Genomic DNA, 17,091 nt, shown 5'->3' with positions numbered 1-17,091 from the left:
CCGGCCGACCGACGCCGCCGACCCATGACCGAGTCCGGTGGACCCGACCACACCGGGGGCAGCCCTCCCCCGGCCGGCGCCGCGCGCCCCGACCCGGACCCCGCCCACCCGAACCCCGCCGAGGCGTGGACGAGGGCGCTGACCGGCACCGCCTGCGCGCCGATGGCGCGGGCGCGGATCCGCGAGCACCTCGACGGGCACCTGGCGCGCCTGACGGGGCTGCTGGCCGCCACCCCGTTCGACCCCGACGACGGGGCCGCGGTCGGCCGGTGGCTGGTGTCGGCGCGGTTCACCGGGCCGCACAGCCTCCAGCGCACCATCGAGGTGCTGGGCCGGCTGCTCCCGGACCTGGCGGACGCGCCCGCGGACCGGGTGATCACGCTGCTCGGCGCGGTCGCCGCCGGGTACGCCGCCGCCGCGCGCGGGCAGGTCTTCACCGAGCAGGAGGAGGTGCGGTCGTCGCTGCTGCGGGCGCTGGAGCGGGCCCAGGACGACCTGCACGACAGCGAGGCGCGGTTCCGGCAGGTGTTCGCCGGCTCCGGCGTGGGCATCGCGATCTTCGACACCGACGGCGCGGTGGTGGAGGCCAACCCGGCGCTGGTCGCGATGCTCGGCCCGGAGGAGGAGCGGCACGGGGAGGGGCGGTACGGGGAGGAGTGGCACGGGGAGGGCCACCGCGAGGAACCACCGGCCGACGACCGGCGACCCCCGGACGAGCCGGCCGGCGACCGGCCCGGGGAGCAGCACCCCGGCGGGGCGGTGCCGGAGGGTCGCCACGGGTCCTCGGCGCTGTTCACCGCGGAGGACCTGGCGGCCCTGCGCGCGGACCAGGCGCGGGTGCTGCGGTCGGGCGACGACACCTTCCGCACCGAGCGGCGGTTCACCGGCCCGAACGGCGATCCGATGTGGACGAACGTGGCGCTGTCGGTGGTGCGCGACGCCGACGGGCGGCCGAAGTACCACGTCGCGGTCGTCGAGGACACCACCGAGCAGCGGGTGCTGCGCGAGTACCTGCGCCACCAGGCCCTGCACGACGTGCTGACCGGTCTGCCCAACCGCCAGGGCTTCCTGCCGGTGCTGGAGCGCGTGCTGAGCCGACCGGGCTCGGTGACCCTGTGCTACCTGGACGTGCACGGCGTGGGCGTCGTCAACGACGGCCTGGGCTACGAGGCGGGCGACGAGCTGTTGAAGGCGGTGGCGGGGCGGTTGACCGCGGCGGTGGCCGGTGAGGTCGCCACGGTGGCGCGGCTGGGCGGTGACGAGTTCGTGGTGCTGGTCGAGGACTCCCCCGGCACGCCCGGCATCCCGGCGCTGGCCGGGGCGATCGAGGCGGGGCTGGCCGAGCCGGTGCGCCTGGCGGACCGCCGGTTCGTGCCGTCGGCGGCCATGGGGTTCGTGCGCGCCCCGACGCGCGGGGTGGACGCGATGGCGCTGCTGCGCCGGGCGCACAGCACGCTGCGCCGCGCCGAGCGCGGCGGCCGGGGCCAGTGGGAGGTCTACGACGAGGTGCGGGACGCCCGCGACCGGGAGCGGCTGCGGCTCGTCGCGGCCGTGGCGGACGCGGTGGCCGGCGGCGCGATCAACATCGACTACCCGCCGGTGGAGCGGGACGGCGCGCGGGTCGCGGTGTCCGCGCGGCTGCGCTGGCGGGACGGTGGGGGCGAGCCGGTGCGGCACGAGGAGTGCCTGCGCTTCGCCGACGAGATGGGCGTGAGCGGGCGCCTGGCCGGGTGGCTGCTGGACGAGGCGTGCTCGTTCGCGGCGGTGGAGGGGCTGCCGGTGCTGGTGGCGCTGTCGTCGGACCAGTCGCGCGACCCGGAGCTGACCGCGCCGGTGGCCGAGGCGCTGCGGGCGTCCGACCTGCCGCCGCACCGGCTGTGGCTGGCCCTGTCCGCGCACGGCCTGGCGGTGGACCCGGACGCGGTCGAGGACAACCTGACCACGCTGGCGGACATGGGCGTGCGGCGGCTGCTGCACGGCTTCACCTGCGCGCTGGTGGAGCTGTCCGTGCTGGAGCGCCAGCTGCTGCACGGCGTGGTGCCGGTCGACCCGCCGCCGGAGCCGCTGGCGCGCGAGGCGCTGGCGGCGGCGCTGCCGCTGGTGCGGTCGACCGGCGCGCTGGTGGTCAGCGACGGTCGGTGGCCGGGAGCGGACCTGGTCGCGCGATCGTGATGACCTCCCGGCTGGTGGCGGTCAGCGGGGTGCGGTCCCACCAGCCGCAGCGCTCGACCACCTCGAACCCCGTCTCGGCCAGCAGCGCGTCGACCTGCTCGGCGGTGGTGAACCGCAGCGTCGCCCAGTCGACCCTCGGCGCCGGCCAGTCCGGGCTGCTCGCGGTCTCGCTGAGCCGCACCAGCCCGTCCTCCACGCTCGCCACGCGGTGCTCGACGCGCACCGGCTCCCCGCGCTCGCCGACGATGTCGACGCCGTTCTCGGGAATCCACCGCTCCCAGGCCCGCGCGCCCGGGTTGCGGGTCTCGAACGCGTACCGGCCGCCCGGCCGCAGCGCGCGGCGCACGGCGGTGAACTGCGCGCGCACCTCGTCGTCGGTGAGGAAGACCTGGAACACGTGCCCGGTCATCAGGACCAGGTCGAACTCGCCGTCGAAGGCGACACCGCCCAGGTCGCCGGCCACCCAGTCCACGTCGTCGCGCCGGCGGGCCCGGTCCAGCGCGTCGGGGTCGGGGTCGAGGCCCACGAGGCGGCCGGTGTGGCCGGCCGCGCGCGCCGCGCCGAGCAGCACGCCGGTGCCGCAGCCGACGTCGAGCACCGCGTCGGCGGAGAGCACGAGGTCGAGGTAGAAGTCGTCGGACAGGTCCCACTCGTTGAGCGCGTCGTAGCGCGCGGCCGAGTCCTGGTTCTGCGGGTTCGTCGGCACGGCGTCCGAGTGTGGCCCGGCACGGCGGCGGGCCGCGACCGGTTTTTCCGGCCGCGGCCCGCCGCCGTGCTGCTGGTGGTGCCGGTGCTGCTCGTGGTGCGGGTGGTGCGGGGTCAGGCGAACGTCGGCAGGCGCATGGCGTGCTGCACCAGCGTGATGAGCGTCTGCTTGGTCGACTGCCGGTTCCGCGCGTCGCAGGGCACGATCGGGACCGCCTGGTCGATCGTCAGCGCCTCCCGGATGTCCTCGATGCGGTGGTGCAGCAGGCCGTCGAAGCAGTTCACGCCCACCACGTACGGCAGTTCGCGGTCCTCGAAGAAGTCGATCGAGGCGAACGCGTCCGACAGCCGGCGGGTGTCGACCAGCACGACGGCGCCGATCGCGCCGCGCACCAGGTCGTCCCACATGAACCAGAACCGGTGCTGACCGGGGGTGCCGAACAGGTAGAGGATCAGGTCCTGGTCCAGGGACACCCGGCCGAAGTCCATGGCCACCGTGGTGGTGACCTTGTTCGGCGTGCCGGACAGGTCGTCCACGCCGACGCTGGCCTCGGTCATCACCGCCTCGGTGGTCAGCGGGACGATCTCGGACACGGAACCGACGAAGGTCGTCTTGCCGACGCCGAACCCACCCGCCACCACGATCTTGGTCGACGTGACGGTCGGACTCACCGTGGGTGACCCCGGCCGTCCGGGAACGCCACCGCTCATGTTGCTCTGCTTTCCCTAGTGGTCGGTGCCGTCTTCAGCCGCGCATCGCGACGTGCAGCTGCGAACGGATCTCCGGGGTGAGCTGCACGCCGACCCGCTCGACCAGCCGCGTCATGGCGTAGCCGATCAGGCCGATGTCGCAGTTCGGGGCGGCCAGCACGGCCAGGCAGGAACCGTCGCTGATGGACATGAGGAACAGGTAGCCCCGCTCCATCTCCACCACGGTCTGCTTGACGTCACCGGCCTCGAAGCAGCGCGCCGCGCCGAGGTTGAGGCTGATCAGGCCGGACGCCACGGCCGCGAGCTGCTCGGCGCGGTCGAGGGGCAACCGCGTCGAGGACGCCAGCAGCAGGCCGTCCGCGGAGACCACGATCGCGTGCGCGACACCCGCGACCCTGCTGACGAAGTCGTCGACCAGCCAACTGAAGTTGTCAATTTCTTCGGCTGCGGTGGTCACTTCTGCTCCTTGTTGTCTGCGTTGCCGATCGACAAGCCCTCCCAGGGCATGGCGCTGTCGTCGTTCGTCTCGCGACCCATCTGCACACCGCGCTGGTAGGTCGCGAACCGCTGGCGCAACCGGTCGGCCGAGCGGCGCGGCGGGGCCGCGGTCGCGAGACCGGAGGACGCCGCGCCCGCCGCCGACTGGGGCCCGGTGGGCGCCGAGCCGCGGGGCGAGGGCCCGGTGAGCGAGCCGGGGACCAGGCGCGCCTTGGGCACGCGCTTGGGCAGGCCCGCGGTCGTGGTGTCGTCCACCGGAGCCTTGAGCAGGTTCGTGGCGGCCGACCAGCCGTCGTCGCCCGAGCCCCAGCCGGGACCGCCGCCCGACGAGGGGATCGCCGACGGCGCGGGCTCGCGCTTGGGCAGGCCCGCCGGGGTGGCGCCGCGGGGGGCGGGCGGCGTGGGCCGGGCCGACTCCCGCCCAGTACCGACCAGCCCAGTACCGACCAGCCCGGTGCCGACCGGATCGGTGCCGACCAGCTCGGTGCGGTCCGCGAACACGGTCCTCTCCGACGCGCCGGGCTCCGGGCGGGACGGGTCGAGGCGGGACGCGAAGGCGGGCTCGCCCCGGTTGGGCTCGTGGCGGGCCGGCTCGTGGCGGTTCCCGCCGGGGAGCGGGCCGAAGGCGTTGGACTCGTCCATCAGGTCGGTCCGGTCGGCGAACATCGTCTTCTCGGCGGCGGTCTCCGGCGGCACGTCGCCGCCCGGGTCCCCACCGCCGCCCAGGTCGCCGCGCACCGTCGCCTCGGGTGCCTCGGCGCCCTGGAACCAGCGCGACAGCACGTCCTCGTAGATCGGCAGGCGCTGGGTCGAGGCGTCGTCCTCCTCCACGACCGGCGGCGCCGGCCGGGACGGGGAGGGCGGGTACGAGTAGTCGATCGCCGGTTCGCCCGCGGCCGGGGCCTCGACCACGGTCGAGGTGAACAGGTCGGCCGCCGAGGTCTGCTCGACCTCGAAGAACCCGTTGGGCTCGGCCTCGTGGGTGTGCACGACCGGCGGGACCGCCGCGGACTGCGGGGACGGCGGCGCGTAGTCGCCGGGCGTGGCGTCCGGCGTCCACTTGGGCACGCCGGCCAGCACGCCGACGCCGCTCTCCTCCAGTTCGAGGTTGGCCGGTCGCGGCGGCAGCGCGGCCGGCGCGGGACGCGCGGTGAGCGGCTCGGGGCCGCGGTGCAACAGGTCGACCGGCAGGATCACCTGGGCCGTGACGCCACCCTCTATGTCGTCGTTGTTGTTCAACGTGACGCGGATGTTGTGGCGCTTGGCCAGCTGGCCGACCACGTACAGGCCCATCTCGCGCGCCACCGACACGTCGACCTCGGGCGGATCGGCGAGCTTGGTGTTGGCCTCCGCGATGTCCTGCTCCTGCATGCCGACACCGCGGTCGTGGATGCGGATGGACACCTCGCCGCGCCGCGTCTCGATGGCGCGCACGGTGACCTTGGTGGTGGGCTTGGAGAACGCGGTCGCGTTGTCCAGCAGCTCGGCGATGAGGTGCGCGAGGTCGTTGACCACGCGGCCCTGGATCCTCAGCTCCGGCGCGGGGGCGATCTGGATGCGCGCGTACTTCTCGACCTCCGACACCGCGGCGCCGAGCACCTCGGAGATCGGCACGGGCCGGGTGACGCGGCGGTTGACCGTGGTGCCCGAGAGCACCAGCAGGTTCTCGCTGTTGCGGCGCATCTGGGTCGCCAGGTGGTCCAGCTCGAACAGGCTGGCCAGCTGGTCGGGGTCCTGCTCGTCCTGCTCCAGCCGGTCGATGACGGTGATCTGCCGCTCGACCAGCGCCTGCGAGCGCCGGGACAGGTTGATGAACATGTCGTTGACGTTCGCGCGCAGCGCCACCTGCTCGACCGCGAGGCGGACGGCTTCGCGCTGCACGGCGTCGAACGCCCGCGCCACCTGGCCGACCTCCTCGGTCGTGTGGATGGGCACCGGCACCAGCGCCTCCTCCGCAGCCCGCTCGGGGTCGCGGTGCTGGCGGATCCGCTTGATCGCGTCGGGCAGCCGGTTGCGCGCCACCTCCAGGGCGGTGCGGCGCAGCACGCGCAGCGGTGTCAGCATCGAGCGGGCGACGAACGCCATGAGGGCGAACGCGAGGATCAGCGCCACGGCCACCAGGGCCGCGTCGCGCCACGCCGCGGCGCGGGCGTCCTCGGTGAGGTTCACCGCGGCGGCGTCGGCCTGGCGCTCGATGTCCTGCGCGACCGTCCTGAAGAGACCCGCGGTCTCCTCGCCCAGGGTCATGACGTTGGCGCTGTCGAGGTTCACCGCGCCCTCGTCGGCCTGCTGCACCAGGGCGAGCTGCACCAACCGGTTGCGACCGTCCACGGCGGGACCGGACACGGTGTCGGCGAGCAGCTGGCGGTTCTCCTGGCTCGCGGTGCCGGCGAACTCGACGAGCGCGGCGTCCAACCGGGACTGCGCGGCGCGCAGCGCGTTCTCCTGGCCGGGGGCGAACTCGTCGCGCTCCGCGGTGGCCAGCAGGATCGCGTTCTGCTGCGACAGCTGCTCCTTCGCGTTGTACAGCGCGAGGTTGGCGCCCGACAGCGGGTTGATCGTCTCGTTGCTCAGGCTGCCCGCGCTGGCGCGGTGCACCTGCGAGAGGGCGGCGAGGAGCTGGCCGTACGCGGTGTGGACCGAGACGTCGGGGTACCGGCTGTTGGTCACCGTGTTGCGCAGCGAGGCCAGGCCGTCCAGCGACTGGAGGGCGCGCTGGAACGCGTCGCGCACCGAGTCCTCGATGCCCGAGGTGGACGCGGCGACGTCCCGCAGCTTGCCGACCTCGATGTCCACCTTGTTGGACCGCGTCACGAGCTCCGCGGCGTTCTCGTTGCGCCCGCCCGCGACGAACCACACGGCGGCGTCGCGCTCCAGCTGGAGCGCGTCGGACACCGCGGCCGCCTGGGCGGACAGCTGGAGCTCGCGCTGCACCTTGCCGAACAGCTCGACGTCGTCGAGCTGGGTGTTCAGCCGGAGCCCCGCGAGCGCCAGCGTGCTCAGCGCCGGCACCAGGAGCACCACGGCGAGCTTGCTGCGCAGGCGCCAGTTCCGCAGACGCCACCGGGAGACTCCCCGGTCGGCGGGCACGGCGCCTGTGCTGGGACCCGAGTCGGGGGGTCGGCCGTCACCGGCGACACCCGCGTCGAGTTGAATCCGCTCCGGTTCTTCCCCGGAGGCGTGGTCGTCGTGACCGCGCACCGTCAGCACACTCCCCAGCCCCCCAGCCAGTGAAACGACATCCGTCTGCAAACCCGGGCGATCTTGGTGGAAAAAACCCGGGAGTCATACCGCCGTTCGGACCAGGTAGCCGGTAGTTTGCCAATCAACCATTGTCGCGCGGCACCCTGCTGGACGCGCTAAACGATCGCTAACCGGCGTTCACGGCTATTTCATGCTGGTGACCCGAACGGGAAACACCCGAGGGGGAGCCCGACGACCAACCGGGCTCCCCCTCGGGGCGGTCAGCTGCCGGAGCTGCTGACCAACATCGGCTTCACGTCGAACTCTTCCTTGAGCAGGCCATAGGTTCGCATCAGCTCGGCGACCCGCTGCAACCGGGTGGCGTCCAGCGAGGTCGGGAACTCGCCGAAGTGCACCAGGCTGGCGGTCTCCTTGTCCACGCCGGCGTACTCGACCAGCAGCGGCTCCACCGTGGGGCGGTCGGCGGCGTCGCGCTGGCCCTTGGCCATCGCGCGCTGGAAGGCGGCGACGGTCTTGGGGTTCTCGTCGGCGAACTTGCCCGTGGTGGCGTAGCCGCCGATCGGGATGCCGTCGGTGGGGCCGGACGCCGCGTCGAGCACGGTGATCTGGCCACTGGTGCGCTGGGCCCGGCTGATGAACGGCTCCACCATGAAGGCGGCGTCGACCGTGCCGTTCTGGACCGCGGCCTCCATGTCCGGGAAGGGGAACTCCTTGAAGTTCACCTTCGTCAGGTCGACGTCGGCGGCCTCCAGGGTGGCCTTCGCGGTCAGCTCGGCGATGTTCTGGAACGTGTTGATCGCGATCGTCTTGCCCTCGAAGTCCTTGGGCGACTTCACCGGCGAGTCGGCCTTGGCGAGGATCAGGAACATGTCGGGCTTGGTCTGGTAGCCGTCGTTGATGAGCTTCAGACCGCCGACGTCCTTCGCGCCCTGCTTGGACTCGGCCAGCATGAACGAGACCCAGTTGCCGAAGCTGATGTCCAGGTCGCCCTTGATCAGGCCGGGGATGGCCGCGGCGCCACCCTGGATCTTGATCGGCTCGATCTCCAGGCCCTCTTCCTGGAAGTAGCCCTTCTTGATCGCGATGTGGACCGACGCGACGTCGAGGATGGGGAGCAGGCCAAGCTTGATCTTGGCCTTCTCGACCTTGCCCGATCCGGCGGACTCGGCGGGCTGCTCTTCCGAGCCGCCGAGCAGGCCGCAGCCCGACACGGTGGCGAGGAGGGTGACAGCGGACAGAACGCCGAAGATCCTTCGTGCCGAGAGGCCGACTCTTCGAGTCATGGGGTGCATCTCCTGTTGGAGTGGCGACTTTGCGGGGGCAGGATGCACGGGCGACGGGGCGTTGTTGAACCACTCAAAGTGACACGGGTGGCTCGACAAGACCCCAGTCGACCGACACTCGAAGGCTGATCCACTACCTTCGGTGAGCATCTTTGCACAGGCTGTCCAGAGGTTGGGGTATGCGGTGATCGATCATGACTCCGAATGGGCCGTACAGAGCAATCGACGTGCGGTGGGCATCGTCGGCGCGGGCCCGGCCGGATTGACCCTGGGGAACCTGCTCCGCGAAGCCGGTATCCCCTGCGTGGTGCTGGAGAGGAACACCCGCGAGTACATCGAGAACAGGCCCCGTGCGGGGGTGCTGGAGCACCGCGCGGTGCAGATGCTCACCGCCCACGGGTTGGCCGATCGGTTGCTCCAAGAGGCGGACAGGCACGGGGCCTGCGAGTTCCGGGTCGACGGTGTCGCGCACGAGGTGGACTACTCCACGCTCTACGACGGTCAGACGCACTACATCTACCCGCAGCAGGAGGTCGTCCGGGACCTCGTGCGGCACTACGTCGACGAGCGCGGGGGCGACGTCCGCTGGTCCGTGAGCGACGTCGAACTGCACGACGTGGAGGGCCCGGAACCGGCTCTGACCTGGACGAACGCCGACGGCACCCGGGAGCGGCTCGAGTGCTCGTTCCTCGCCGGGGCGGACGGGTTCCACGGGGTGGCGCGGCGCAGCATCCCGCCGGGCGCGGTGCAGGAGTTCAGCCACCAGCACGGGATCGAGTGGTTGAGCATCTTGGCGGAGGCTCCGCCATCCACCCACAAGGTGATTTACGCACTTCACCCGGATGGATTCGCGGGCCACATGCTCCGCAGTTCTACGGTTTCGCGCTACTACCTCCAGGTCCCGGTCGACGACACCGTCGACAACTGGCCGGACGAGCGGGTCTGGGCCGAACTGCACAAGCGGTTGGCGCTCAAGGACTCCGACTGGAAGTTGACCGAGGGGCGCATCACCGAGAAGCGCATCCTGGACATGCGCAGCCACGTGGTCGAACCGATGAACCACGGAAACCTGTACCTGCTCGGCGATGCCGCGCACATCATCACCCCGGTGGGGGCCAAGGGGATGAACCTCGCGCTGCACGACGCCGAGGTGCTGGCCGCCGCCGTGACCGCTTACCACCGAACGGGCGATGACAGCGGACTCCGTTCGTACTCCGACGTGTGCCTGCGGCGCGTGTGGCGTGCGCAGGAGTTCTCGCAGTGGATGGTCTTCATGATCCACCGTTCGCCGGAGCCGTTCCTGAGCCGGTTGGGGCAGGCCCGGCTGGAGCACCTGATCGGCTCGCGGTCGTCGGCCGGGTACTTCGCCCAGAACTACGTGGGGCCCTGAGGAGGACAACTCGCGATTAACGCAGAGGCCGGTCGGTGAGCCGACCCGCCACACCGGGAGGACAACGCCGTCCCGTTCTCCACCGCTCCCCGCAACGGGTTGTCGTGGAGAACGGGACGCACACCGGGAGTCCATTCCCGAATCCCGGAACCGATTCCCCCGAATTCGAACGGTGTCGCCGGGCGGCACCATTGCCGGACACCGGACCGGAGCACCCGCCGCACCCATTCCGCCGCCGGAATCCCCTGACGCCGCAACGAATTCCGCCGAACCCCGCGCACCGTCCTCTCCAGGCCCCGGGAACCGCGTTCCCCGCCCAGTTGACCCGCGCTTCCCCGCGCCGGCGCCCAGGGTGCCCGCAGGGGCCCGAAAACCGCCCCGGACGCGCCGCCGCCGGCCGGTCGGCGCCCGGGAAACGATGTCGAATCGTTGCCAACGACGTCTGTCGAAACCCCGGCGCCCCAACGGCTTCACCCGCCGCGCGACCAGGTCCGATGCCGGCACCGCGCCCGTCCACCCCGGACATGGCGACGGGCGACCCGGACACGGCGACGGGCGACCCCCGGCGCGGCCCTGAGAGGCCCTGTGCGCCGCGGATCGCCCGCCGACCGACTCCCTACTTCACGTGAAGGGCTTTCACGTCGCAGCGCGCTCCTCGGCCTCGACGCGCGAGACCTCGGCGCGCTCGGCCTCGGCCCACTTCGCCGCCTGCGCCTCGTTGGCCCGGCGCCGCGCCGCGACCTGCTCGGCGGTCTTGCCGACGTTCAGCAGCCGCGCGACCTCCGCCCGCAGCGCCACGAACGCCTCGGACTCGCGCGTGGTGATCTGGTCGCGCTGCGCGGGCAGGTCCACCTTCAGGTCCGCCACCACCGAGGCGGGCGAGGTGGACAGCACCAGCACGCGGTCGCCCAGGTACACGCTCTCGTCGATGTCGTGCGTCACCACCAGCACCGTGGTGTCGTGCTCGGTGCGGACCTTCAGCAGCAGGTCCTCCAGCTCGAACCGGGTCTGCGCGTCCACCGACGCGAACGGCTCGTCCATCAGCAGCAGCGCCGGCCGGTAGGCCAGCGCGCGGGCGATGGCGACGCGCTGCTGCATCCCGCCGGAGAGCTGCCACGGGTACTTGCGGTGCGCCGTGGACAGTCCGACCCACTCCAGCGCCTCGACCGCGCGGGCGCGGCGCTCGGCGCGGCCGAGGGTGCGGCGCAGCGGGAACTCGACGTTCTTCAGCACCGACAGCCAGGGGAACAGCGAGCGGCTGTAGTCCTGGAACACCACGGCCAGGTCCTCGGGCACGCCCCGGACCCGGTCGCCGTGCAGGCTGACCTCGCCGCGGGTCGGGTGGATCAGGCCGGAGATGGTGCGCAGCAACGTGGACTTGCCGCAGCCGGACGGTCCGACGACGCAGACCAGCTCCCCTGCGCCGACGGTGAACGACAGGTCGGCGATCGCGGTGTGCGCGCCGTCCTTCGCCTGGTAGGTGTGGCCCAGGTCGGCCACTTCGAGCATCGCGGTCACGCTTTTTCCTCCACCGTCGCGGGGGTGCGCTCCTGCCTCGGCTGCCAGGCGAGGGCCCGGGTCTCGAAGGACAGGAGCACGGTGTTGAAGGCGTAGCCGAGGAATCCCAGGAGGATGATCCCGGCCCACATGTCGGGGAATTCGAAGGACCGTTGGGCCAGCAGGAGTTGCGACCCGATCCCGTTGTCCGTACCGACCAGTTCGGAGACGACCATGAGCACCAGGGCCAGCGACAGGGAGACCCGCAGCCCGGCGAAGATCTTCGGCGACGCGGCGGGCAGGACCACGCCGAGGACCCACTGGGGCTTGGGGATGCGGAACACGGCCGAGGTGTCGAACTTCGTCGCGTCGACGGAGCGGGCGCCGTCGATGCTGTTGAGCAGGATGGGCCACAGCACGCCGAACACGATCGTGGCGAGCTGCATCTGGGTGCCGGCCGTGAACAGCAGGAGGAACACCGGCACCAGGGTGGGTGGCGGGATCGACCGCATGAACGTCAGCAGGGGACCGGCGAACTGCATGGCCGCCGAGGAGCGGCCGAGGGCGATGCCCAGGGCGACGCCGATCACGGCGGCGATGGCCCAACCGCCGAGGAGCCTGGCGATGCTGGGCAGCACGTGCTCGAACACCGTCTCGGTGAGGAACAGGTCCTCCACCGGACCGGACAGCCACAGCGCGTGCGCGGCGGTCGCGATCTCCGTCGGGCGCGGGAAGAACGTGTCGTCGGCGAGCCAGGTGAGCAGTTCCCAGACCACGACCAGGCCCGCGAACACCGCCCACCGCTGGATGAACCGGTTCACGACCGTCCTCCCGTCGTGACCGTGCTCCACCCGACCCAGCGGCGCTGCGCGCGCTCCAGCCCCTCGTTGAGCAGGTAGCCGATCACGCCCGCGACCACGGTCCCGGCCAGGACCAGGTCCATGCGGCCCGAGCCGCTGCGCGCGTCCATGATGAAGTTCCCGAGCCCGCCGCCCGAACCGCCCGCGAGCAGCTCCACGCTCACCAGCACCACGAGACCCGTGGTGGCGGCGAGGCGGATGCCCGTGAACACGAACGGCAGCGCGCTGGGCAGCGCCACGGAGAACAGCACGCGCACCCGGCCGGTGCCGAACGCCCGCGCCGTCTCGACGAGCAGGGGGTCCAGCTCGTCGAGCGCGTAGATCGTGTTGAACAGGATCGGCCACGTCGCCGCGTACACGGCGAGCGAGATCTTCATCTCCGGGCCGATGCCGATCACCACGATCGCCAGCGGGATGAGCGCCACCGACGGGATGGGGCGCAGGAACTCCACCACCGCCCGGGTGGCGTGGCGGACGGAGGGCACGCTGCCCAGCACCAGTCCGAGCGGGACGGCGATCCCGACCGACAGCACCACGGTGATGAGGAGCGCGAGCAGCGTCGCGACCACGTCCCGGAGGAACGCCTCGTCACCCAACAACCTCATCAGCTCCACCGCTACGACGGACGGCGGTGGCAGATAATCCGAGGGAACCAGTCGCGAACGACCGAACAGCTCCCAAACGACGAGGAACCCGGCCACACCGAGCAGTCCTCGGGTGAGCGCACGCACGCGCAACGCCTCTTCCCAGTTGATCAACGCCAGCCAACCCGGCTCAATCTAGAGAGAGAACAGCGCCACCACAATGAGTGGCGGGAAAACTCCATGATGTGATCTTGCGATCCACACTCGACTTTCCCACCCCCGGTTCCACCCCCCAACCCGCGCGAGTCGTACGTCCAGACCCCGCGAGTCGTACGTCCAGACCCCCCGAGTTCAGCGCTCAGGACCCCCGGGTCCAGCGCTCAGGCCCCGCGCGACGGGTTCACCTGCCGCACGGCGGGTCGTACGGCAGCTCCCCGAGGTACACCGCCCACTGCTCCGCGGTGATCCTCGGGTGCGCCGCGGCGCAGATGCGCTCCTCCACCCGCACGAGGTCGGTCGCCCAGAACCGGACCACCGCGTCACCCGCGCTGACCAACCCCCGCCCGTCCGGCGCGAACACCACCGAGTCCACCCCGGACGCGTGCGCCGCGAACGACGCCACCACCCGCGGCGGCCCCGCCCCGCCGATGTCGAACAGCCGCAGGGTCCCGTCCGCGCCGGCCACCGCCGCCCGCTCCCCGCGCACCGAGACCGACCGCACCGCCGACCCGAGCGGTTCCCTCGGCACCACCTCCACCGGCGCGGCGAGGCTCGCGTCCCACCGCAGCTCCGGCCGCCGCACCAGCACCGCCTGCCCGCTCGGCTCCGCGGTCACCAGCTCGCCGCCCACCGCCACCGCCAGGGACTCCACCTGCACCGCGGCGGGGTTCGGCCGGTGGCGGCGCACCAGTTCGCCGGGACCGACCGGCCGCCACTCCTCCACCCACCCGCTGAGCTTGGCCACCACCAGCCGCGCGCCGGTCTCGTCGAACGCCAGGGCGTTGACCGGGCTGTCCCGGTGTTCCCGGTCGGCCACCACCGCGGTCTGGAGCAGGGTCCGCGCGTCCCACAGCCGAGTCGCCCCGTCCGCGCCGCCGGTGGCGAAGGAGGAGCCGTGCGGGCTGAACGCCACCACCCGCGCCGTGCCGGCCTCCCCGACCAGGACCGGCGACGCCGGGTCGGTGACGCGCCACACCCGCACCGCGTCGTCCTCCGCGACGGTCACCAGGTGCCCGCCGTCCGGGCTGAGCGCCGCGGTGCGCACCTTGCCCCGGTGCCCGGTCAGCGGCCGGGCCGTGCGCAGCCCCGACGGGTGGAGGGGGTGGACGAGCCGCAGCACGCCCTCCTCGTCCACGGTCGCCACGAGGTCCCGCCCCGCGGCGACCACCACCGACCGGATCTGCGCGTCCTGCCGGAACGGCAGGTCGGTCACGTCGGTCAGCCGCACGGTCAGGTCGTCACCCGCCGTGACCACCACCCGGCTCCCGGCGAACCCGACGGCGGTCACGGGCCCGAGGTGCCCGACCGGCGCGGCCACCTCGGTCGGCGCGCCCCGGTCGGTCACGTCCCACAGCCGGGTCACCCGGTCCTCCCCCGCCGTCGCCAGCACCCGGCCGGTCGCGTCGAACGCCACGGCGCGCACGTCGCCGCCGTGGCGCAGCACGCCGAGCTGCCGCGCCGGCCCCGACGCCTCACCCACCCCCCACAGCCGCACCGCGCGGTCCTCGCCCGCGGTCGCCAGCAGCCGCCCCGAGTCCGCCACGGCCAGCTCGGTCAGCGCCCCGACCCCGGTGACGGCGGTGGTGGTGGTCGCCCCGGTGGTCACGTCCACGACCTCCACCCGGTCACCGGAGAGCACCGCGAGCGCCGTCGCGGACAGGAACTCCACCGCGCGCGACGCGCCACCGCCCGCCACGGGCAGCAGCCGCGGGTCGGACGGGTCGCCGACGTCCCGCACCACCGCGTACCGGTCCTCGTACCCGGCGGCGAGCCGGCGGCCGTCGGCCGAGAACGCCAGCGACACCGCGCTCCGGGTGGGCACCGGGTCGGTCAGCACCAGCTCCACCTGCGGCCGCCTCGGGTCGCGCACGTCCACCAGCGCGATCCGGCCCGCCCCGGCGACGGCCACCCGGTCACCGCCCGGGGAGAACGCCACCACGCGCACGCCCGCCACGGCGGGCAGCTCGCTCAGGTGCGCCGGCCGGCGCGGGTCGGACACGTCGACCAGGCGCGCGTTCCGGGTGCTGGTGTCGTCCACGACCGCCAGCAGCGACCCGCTCGGCGCGACGGCCACCGACCGCGCCGCCGGAATCCGCGTGGCGTAGGGCTCGGCGAACGCGCCGAACACCGCGTCCCGCGTCTCGGGCAGCTCCGCCAACCGGTGCGCGGCCAGGCTGAGCTGCACCGACAGCGACGGGTCCGCGGTGCGCAGCCCGGCCGCCTGCGTGATGACCTTGTGCGCCAGCGCGATCGCGGCCTGCTCGCTGGCCGACCGCTCGGCGCGCACGGCGAACACGATCGCGCTGAACGCCAGCACCAGCAGCACGGCCATCACCGACACCAGCTGCCGCAGCCGGCGGGTGCGCCGGTGCTCGGCGGCGTGCACCGCGTCGTCCGCGGCGATACCGGCCTCCAGGAACCGCTGCTCACCGGGCGTCAGCCGCGGCCAGACCTCCCCGTCGACCCACTCGCGGGCCAGCGCCAGCCGGGTGCCCCGGTACAGCGCGGACGGGTCCCGGTCCAGCGCCTCCCACGTGCGCGCGGCGTCGGTCAGCATCCGCTGCGCCCGCAGGCCCGCGCGGTCCTCCGCGATCCAGCCGCGCAACCGCGGCCAGTTGTGGATCAGCGCCTCGTGGGCCAGCTCCGCGGAGTCGCGGTCGAGCACCACCAGGCGCGCCGCCGCCAGGGTCGCCAGCACCTCGGGGTGGTCGACCTCGTCCCGGTCCACCCGGCGCTTGGTGTCCCCGGTGCCCTCGCCGACCGCGATCAGCCGCAGGAACACCTGCTTGGCGATCAGCTGCCGGGCCGGGGTCATCCGGTTGTGGACGTCCTCGGCGCTGCGCGCGATCGAGTGCTCGATGCCCCCGGCCTCCTCGTAGGCCGCCAGGGTGAGCACGACCCCGCGTCGCCGCCGCCAGGTCTCCAGCAGCGCGTGCGACACCAGCGGCAGCACCGCGGGCTGGCCCGCCGCGTCCGACACCAGGCGGGTCACCAGGGCGGTCTCCACCTTGCAGCCGACCGCCTGGGCGGGCGCGACGACCGCTTCGCGCAGCTCGTCCGCGGTCATCGGGCCGACCAGCACGTGCCCGCCGCGCAGCGCCTCGACCAGCTCCGGGTACCGGCCGCAGTGGCCCAGGAAGTCGGCCCGCACGCCCAGCACCACCCGGGTCCGGCTGGTCGGCGCGGCCGCGGCGGTGGTCAGCGCGGCGACGAACGCGGCCCGTTCGACCGGGTCCGCGCACAGCGTGAAGACCTCCTCGAACTGGTCCACCACCAGCAGCAGGTCGCCGTGGCGGCCCACCAGGGCCTGCCGGACGCGCAGGTGCAGGTTCTCCGGGTAGGCGGTGAACTCGGCGACCAGCGCGGCCGCGGGCTTGCCGGTGACCGCGGCGATCCGCACGGCCAGCTCCTCCACCGGCCGCGGACCGGGCGTGAGCACGACCGCCGGTCCCGTCGCGCCCGCCACCAGGCCGGCCCGCAGCACCGAGGACTTGCCCGAGCCGGACGCGCCGAACACCCCCGTGCACCGGCGCCGCCCGACCAGCTCGACCAGCTCGCCCACCAGCCGGTCGCGGCCGAAGAACCGGTCGGCGTCCTCGACCTGGAACGCGGCCAGCCCGGCGTAGGGGGCGCGGTCGTCGTCCGGGTCGGCGCGCGGCACGGCGAGCTGGTCGGCCAGCCCGCGCCAGCGGGCCTCCCACGAGGAGACCTCGCCGCCGCACGCCCGCACGTACGCCAGGGTGACCGCGAGGCTGGGCAGCCTGCGGCCGTTCGCCGCCTCGGACAGCGCGGCCGGCGAGTAGTGCGCCTGCCTGCTCAACTGCCGGTAGGTGGGGCCACCGGCCTCCTCGCGGAGCTTGCGCAGCCCCGCCGCGAACTCGCCCAGCCCGTGGTGCTCGACCCGTAACGGGCTCTCCCGTCTGGCCATGTCGCCCTCCCCTTCGACGAGGGCGATTGTTCAGCGGGTC

11 protein-coding genes are annotated in these 17,091 nt (G+C 73.1%); 2 read left to right on the top strand and 9 right to left on the bottom strand.

Translation table 11 applies throughout. The features are described from left to right. Positions 1-24: 24 nt before the first annotated feature. Positions 25-2,172, top strand: coding sequence for a diguanylate cyclase domain-containing protein (locus tag Q5530_RS21775; protein ID WP_415364622.1), 2,148 nt, complete (start codon positions 25-27; stop codon positions 2,170-2,172). Here the strand turns inward: Q5530_RS21775 and Q5530_RS21770 are convergent. The 5 genes from Q5530_RS21770 to Q5530_RS21750 form a co-directional block, all read right to left on the bottom strand. Next, positions 2,126-2,878: a class I SAM-dependent methyltransferase gene (locus tag Q5530_RS21770; protein ID WP_415364620.1), complete on the bottom strand. Its 753-nt coding sequence runs from the start codon at positions 2,876-2,878 to the stop codon at positions 2,126-2,128. The genes Q5530_RS21775 and Q5530_RS21770 overlap by 47 nt on opposite strands. Before the next feature lie 113 nt (positions 2,879-2,991). After that, the gene (locus tag Q5530_RS21765) at positions 2,992-3,588 is read right to left on the bottom strand and encodes a GTP-binding protein (RefSeq protein WP_380641877.1); all 597 of its coding nucleotides are present in this window, start codon (positions 3,586-3,588) and stop codon (positions 2,992-2,994) included. A 34-nt stretch (positions 3,589-3,622) separates the two neighbouring features. Further along, the gene (locus tag Q5530_RS21760) at positions 3,623-4,045 is read right to left on the bottom strand and encodes a roadblock/LC7 domain-containing protein (protein ID WP_380641880.1); all 423 of its coding nucleotides are present in this window, start codon (positions 4,043-4,045) and stop codon (positions 3,623-3,625) included. Then, positions 4,042-7,287 carry a nitrate- and nitrite sensing domain-containing protein gene (locus Q5530_RS21755; RefSeq protein ID WP_415364618.1) on the bottom strand — a complete coding sequence of 1,082 codons (3,246 nt, stop codon included), beginning with the start codon at positions 7,285-7,287 and terminating at the stop codon, positions 4,042-4,044. The genes Q5530_RS21760 and Q5530_RS21755 overlap by 4 nt, the downstream gene beginning before the upstream one ends. Before the next feature lie 263 nt (positions 7,288-7,550). Continuing rightward, on the bottom strand, positions 7,551-8,573 hold the full coding sequence (locus Q5530_RS21750) for an ABC transporter substrate-binding protein (protein ID WP_415364616.1): 1,023 nt from the start codon (positions 8,571-8,573) through the stop codon (positions 7,551-7,553). Between the two features lie 232 nt (positions 8,574-8,805). Between Q5530_RS21750 and Q5530_RS21745 the strand changes: the two genes are divergently transcribed. Next, positions 8,806-9,963 carry a 4-hydroxybenzoate 3-monooxygenase gene (locus tag Q5530_RS21745; protein ID WP_415364614.1) on the top strand — a complete coding sequence of 386 codons (1,158 nt, stop codon included), beginning with the start codon at positions 8,806-8,808 and terminating at the stop codon, positions 9,961-9,963. A 636-nt stretch (positions 9,964-10,599) separates the two neighbouring features. On the opposite strand, the gene Q5530_RS21740 is transcribed toward Q5530_RS21745, so the two are convergent. From Q5530_RS21740 to Q5530_RS21725, 4 genes are all read right to left on the bottom strand, one after another. After that, positions 10,600-11,481 (bottom strand): ABC transporter ATP-binding protein, encoded by an 882-nt coding sequence (locus Q5530_RS21740; RefSeq protein ID WP_415364613.1) that lies wholly within the window; start codon positions 11,479-11,481, stop codon positions 10,600-10,602. Next, positions 11,478-12,281, bottom strand: a complete 804-nt coding sequence (locus Q5530_RS21735) for an ABC transporter permease (protein ID WP_415364611.1) — start codon at positions 12,279-12,281, stop codon at positions 11,478-11,480. Before Q5530_RS21735 ends, Q5530_RS21740 begins: the two co-directional genes overlap by 4 nt. Beyond that, positions 12,278-13,051 (bottom strand): ABC transporter permease, encoded by a 774-nt coding sequence (locus Q5530_RS21730; RefSeq protein WP_380641955.1) that lies wholly within the window; start codon positions 13,049-13,051, stop codon positions 12,278-12,280. Before Q5530_RS21730 ends, Q5530_RS21735 begins: the two co-directional genes overlap by 4 nt. Before the next feature lie 253 nt (positions 13,052-13,304). Next, positions 13,305-17,051, bottom strand: coding sequence for a hypothetical protein (locus Q5530_RS21725; protein ID WP_415364610.1), 3,747 nt, complete (start codon positions 17,049-17,051; stop codon positions 13,305-13,307). Between the last annotated feature and the right edge of the window lie 40 nt (positions 17,052-17,091).

The sequence above is a fragment of the Saccharothrix sp. BKS2 genome (genome assembly GCF_047689505.1).
GTDB classification, from domain to species: Bacteria; Actinomycetota; Actinomycetes; order Mycobacteriales; family Pseudonocardiaceae; genus Actinosynnema; species Actinosynnema lopnurensis.
The sequence above is the reverse complement of the archived record's forward strand: the minus strand, read 5'-3'. Positions and strand labels throughout refer to the sequence as shown.

Bases quoted from the DNA above. Each gene is read 5' to 3' on its own strand.
- Q5530_RS21765 (WP_380641877.1), bottom strand. From the start codon at position 3,588: ATGAGCGGTGGCGTTCCCGGACGGCCGGGGTCACCCACGGTGAGTCCG.
- Q5530_RS21750 (WP_415364616.1), bottom strand. From the start codon at position 8,573: ATGACTCGAAGAGTCGGCCTCTCGGCACGAAGGATCTTCGGCGTTCTG.
- Q5530_RS21775 (WP_415364622.1), top strand. From the start codon at position 25: ATGACCGAGTCCGGTGGACCCGACCACACCGGGGGCAGCCCTCCCCCG.
- Q5530_RS21725 (WP_415364610.1), bottom strand. From the start codon at position 17,051: ATGGCCAGACGGGAGAGCCCGTTACGGGTCGAGCACCACGGGCTGGGC.